Origin of the sequence: Thiocapsa sp. (assembly GCF_011390875.1) — a bacterium.
GTDB lineage: Bacteria > Pseudomonadota > Gammaproteobacteria > Chromatiales > Chromatiaceae > Thiocapsa.
Genome location: NZ_JAABRP010000321.1, coordinates 1 through 3,719, shown reverse-complemented (window position 1 = coordinate 3,719; position 3,719 = coordinate 1). Strand labels below are relative to the sequence as shown.

Sequence of the window (3,719 nt, the reverse complement as noted above, 5' to 3'; positions counted from 1 at the left end):
GGTCACGGAACTGACCGCGCGCCGCCGCACCCCGGTGGCGCTCACGGACATGATCGGTGACGTCAATCAAGCCCTCCGGGGCTGGTCAGGCTACTTCCACTATCGCAACTGCTCGAAGGTTCTCGGTCGGGTCAAGACGCATGCCGAGGAGCGGGTGCGCACGCAATTGCGGCGCCGCCACAAACTCCGGAGCCGGGCGCAAGGATATGCGCGGTTTCCCAATGCGCATCTGTACGACCATGTTGGACTGTTCAAGGTCCCCACCACCGCAGGCTGGACATCGGCGCATGCCTCGGCGTGAAGCACATCGGAAAGCCGTGTACGGGAGAACTGTATGCACGGTTTGATGAGGGAGGGCTGGCTACCGTGACCATGGTGCGGCTAGTGAGGCACCGCCAAACGAAAGGGGTGGCAACAGATAGGCTAAACCTAAAGTCGCGGGACGCCTGCTCTCTACTCTACCCACGCCCTTCTTCGCCGTCATCGACTGGATGATGCGGCTGCCGGATGCGCTGGAGCAGGCGCTGTGGAGCGAGATTCAAACGATTGAAGGAGAGCGCAAGATGGCGTATGTGACCAGTGTCGAGCGTCTGGCGGTTCAACGCGGGCTGCAGCAAGGTGAGGAAAAGGGGCGCGTCGAGGGCCGCGTGGAGGGTCGCGTCGAGTTCCTTACGCGCTTACTCACCAAGCGCTTCGGCCCGCTGTCTGCCGAGATCCAGGCGCGGCTCGCCCGGGCCACGACCGACCAACTGGAGCGCTGGGGCGAGCGTCTCCTCGATGCCGAATCCCTTGACGGCGTGTTCGACGACCATTGAGCTGACGATCGTCCTGCGGCAAGCATCTGCCGCCGCCTTTTCGGCGGATTCACCAGCTCAGTTCATCGACGCGGCCACATCGGCAGTGTCCAGGTCGCCGCCCGCGACCGCTTGGGTACGCCGGATTCATCCGGCCACCCCGGGGAGGCGGACTTCAGTCCCCGGGGTGGCCGACTGAAGTCGGCGTACCCGGGGCGTGCCTCCGGAGTTTCGCGTCCGGTCCGGGGAACCCAAGAGGACTGGACGAAACGATGACCAACGCCTCGATCTGGAAGATCCGCCGCGTCGTGCGCCTTCGCCTCGACGACGGTCGGCTTGTCGTCGAGGGTCTCGCGCTCGTGGTCGGGTTTGAGGATGTCGACCGCGGTGATCGGAGCGGCGAGCAGTGCATTGAGAACGTGGATCAGCAGGTCGCGATGGTCGTCGGACCCGAACAGGGTCTTGAAGATGCCGTCGACCTCAGGGTCGATGGGGCGCGATGAGCGTATTTCCTGGTCGCGGCGTTGACAAGGAACCCGCCGAGCCCGATTCCGTAGGGCATCGCATTCGGGACCGATTGATTGTTTCGTTCAGGCGCACCCGAGGAGCGCATTCACCGGCACGTCACGCAGTCATGCCGTTGGAGGGAGCGCAGCACTTGATCGTTTCTCCCCCGCTCGGCACTTGATAACAAGATCTGCAGGCGGGGATCTGCTGTGTCGGCGCCGAAATTCGAGCACGCCCGAACCAAACCCGTGAGCGAAACTAGCCCGACTTCGACTATTCGACCCTGGATTTCGCGATTTTTGGTCCATTTTGACCTCGGTGAGTCGGTTAAGTATCTGATTATGTGAAAGCGGTTTGTGCAAAAACGCCTGTAGTGCCGACCTTGGTCCTTGAGCGAGAGCGCGGAGCCGAGGACACTATCGGCATGTTTCTAAGGTCCAAAATCCGCAAGAAAGACGGCAAAGAACACCGCTACTGGAGCGTGGTGGAGAATCGCCGTGTCGCGGACGGGCGGGTGGTACAGCGCCATGTGTTGTATCTCGGGGAGATCAACGACGCGCAGCGCGCGGCCTGGTGCCGCTCCATTGCCGTTTTCGACGAGGACACGGGCACTGCGACGCAGTTGGCGCTGTTTCCGGAGGACCGTCCGGCGCCGGAACTGGCCTGCGCGGTGGTCCAGGTGAAGTTGAGCGGATTGCAGTTGCGCCATCCCCGACAATGGGGCGCGTGTTGGTTGGCCTGCGGGTTGTGGGACCTGCTGCAGCTGGACACCTTCTGGCAGCCGCGATTGCCGCCCAGCCGCAAAGGGACACGCTGGCTGAATGTGCTCAAGACCCTGGTCGCCTATCGCCTGATCGACCCCGGCAGTGAATGGCGCCTGCACCGTCATTGGTTCGATCACAGTGCCATGGGTGACCTGCTCGGCGAGGATTTCTCCATTGCGCAGAGTCATACCCTCTATCGCTGTCTTGATCATCTGGTGGAGCACAAGCAGGCGTTGTTCACCTTCCTTCAGGAGCGCTGGAGACTCTTGTTCGATGCCCGCTTCGACCTGCTCCTCTACGACCTGACCAGTACCTATTTTGAATGCGACCCGCCGGAGCATGGCAAGCGCAAATTCGGCTATAGTCGTGACAAGCGCTCCGATTGCGTCCAGGTGATCATCGCCCTGATCGTCACCCCGGACGGTTTTCCGCTGGCCTATGAGGTGCTCGCCGGCAATACCCTGGATAAACAAACCCTCACCGACGCCTTGGCCAAGATCGAGGCCCAATACGGCAAGGCCGACCGCATCTGGGTGATGGATCGCGGTATTCCGACCGAAGAGACCCTGGCCCTGATGCGTGCATCGGATCCCCCGGTGCATTACCTGGTGGGCACTCCCAAAGGGCGCTTGACCAAGCTGGAAAAGTCTTTTCTGACCAAGCCCTGGGCCGCGGTGCGTGGGCTCTCCCGGAATCGAGGGAAAGCGTAAATGTTCGTAAAAACAGTCTCTTGCAGACATTTCTACCGAACACGCCGATCGAAAATAGTGCTGGGCGCGCAGTGCTTAAGCTCTTGTTTTTTAATCCTCATCGTGCGAACACCCGATAACCGCACAGATCGAGGTAGACTCTCTGGCAAAGTCGGTGCAGGTTGCTCAAGCCATAGCACCGCCGCTTCAATACCTTGATCTTATTGTTGAGCCCTTCGACGAAACCGCTATTGCGGCGTTCGGTAAAATAATTGGTGGTCTCGTCCCAATGACGGGTCAACGTTTTCAGGAAGGATTGAAAACACGTCATACCGGCGTTCTTGACCCGCCGGATCCAGCCACCGAGTTTGCGCTTGGCCTGACCTTTTGACAGGGGCATGTCGAAGATGTCGGTGAGGGCTTGGCTGAGGGCATGGGCTTGCGCGAGTTTCGGGGAATGGGCGAAGAACCGGGCGCGGATCCGCCGTTCCTCGGCGCTCAGTTCGGACTCGGACTTGCGCAGGATCCACCGGACGTTCTTGAACGTGCCGTACTCGGCTTTCGACAGGTCGCGCTTGAGCCGACGCTGTTCTTGTTTGCGCAACGTCTCGACGGCGTCGCGATACAAGCGTGCGACATGGAAGCGATCGGCGCAGATGGCGACCTGTTTGCCGAAGACGGCCTTGGCCGCGCCGATGAAGCCGCTGTACAGGTCGGTGCACACGACGCGAACGGTGCGCCTCAAGGGTTTGGGGATGGTGCGCAAAAACGCCTCGACGGTCGCGCGCTTGCGGTCTTCGAGTACGGCGAGGATGCTCAGCGTGTCCTCGATCCTGGCGCTGACGATCACCACGAAGTTGCCGTGGCCTTTGGTCAAGGCGATCTCGTCGAGCCCGAGCACGGGCAGCGCCGGGAGCGCCGTCCAATCGATGCGGCTCGGGACGTAGCGATCGAGGATGCCTTCG

The 3,719-nt window shown here is 61.3% G+C and carries 4 protein-coding genes and 1 pseudogene; 3 read left to right on the top strand and 2 right to left on the bottom strand.

The annotated features are described in order from the left end of the window. Both GPT33_RS17795 and GPT33_RS17790 read left to right on the top strand, forming a co-directional pair. On the top strand, positions 1 to 301 hold a 301-nt coding region (locus GPT33_RS17795), incomplete at its 5' end, for a group II intron maturase-specific domain-containing protein (RefSeq protein WP_296811733.1). 190 nt (positions 302 to 491) lie between these two features. Further along, positions 492 to 815, top strand: coding sequence for a DUF4351 domain-containing protein (locus GPT33_RS17790; protein WP_296811731.1), 324 nt, complete (start codon positions 492 to 494; stop codon positions 813 to 815). Positions 816 to 877: 62 nt separating this feature from the next. Here GPT33_RS17790 and GPT33_RS17785 read toward each other — a convergent pair whose 3' ends face one another. Next, positions 878 to 1,219, bottom strand: coding sequence for a hypothetical protein (locus GPT33_RS17785; RefSeq protein WP_296811736.1), 342 nt, complete (start codon positions 1,217 to 1,219; stop codon positions 878 to 880). Between the two features lie 506 nt (positions 1,220 to 1,725). Here GPT33_RS17785 and GPT33_RS17780 point away from each other — a divergent pair. Next, positions 1,726 to 2,733 (top strand): annotated as a pseudogene (locus tag GPT33_RS17780) (IS1634 family transposase); the annotation flags it as partial. 139 nt (positions 2,734 to 2,872) lie between these two features. On the opposite strand, the gene GPT33_RS17775 reads toward GPT33_RS17780, so the two are convergent. Continuing rightward, a partial coding sequence (locus tag GPT33_RS17775; RefSeq protein ID WP_296811729.1) for an ISL3 family transposase occupies positions 2,873 to 3,719 on the bottom strand: 847 nt, incomplete at its 5' end.

Bases quoted from the DNA above. Each gene is read 5' to 3' on its own strand.
- GPT33_RS17790 (WP_296811731.1), top strand. From the start codon at position 492: ATGATGCGGCTGCCGGATGCGCTGGAGCAGGCGCTGTGGAGCGAGATT.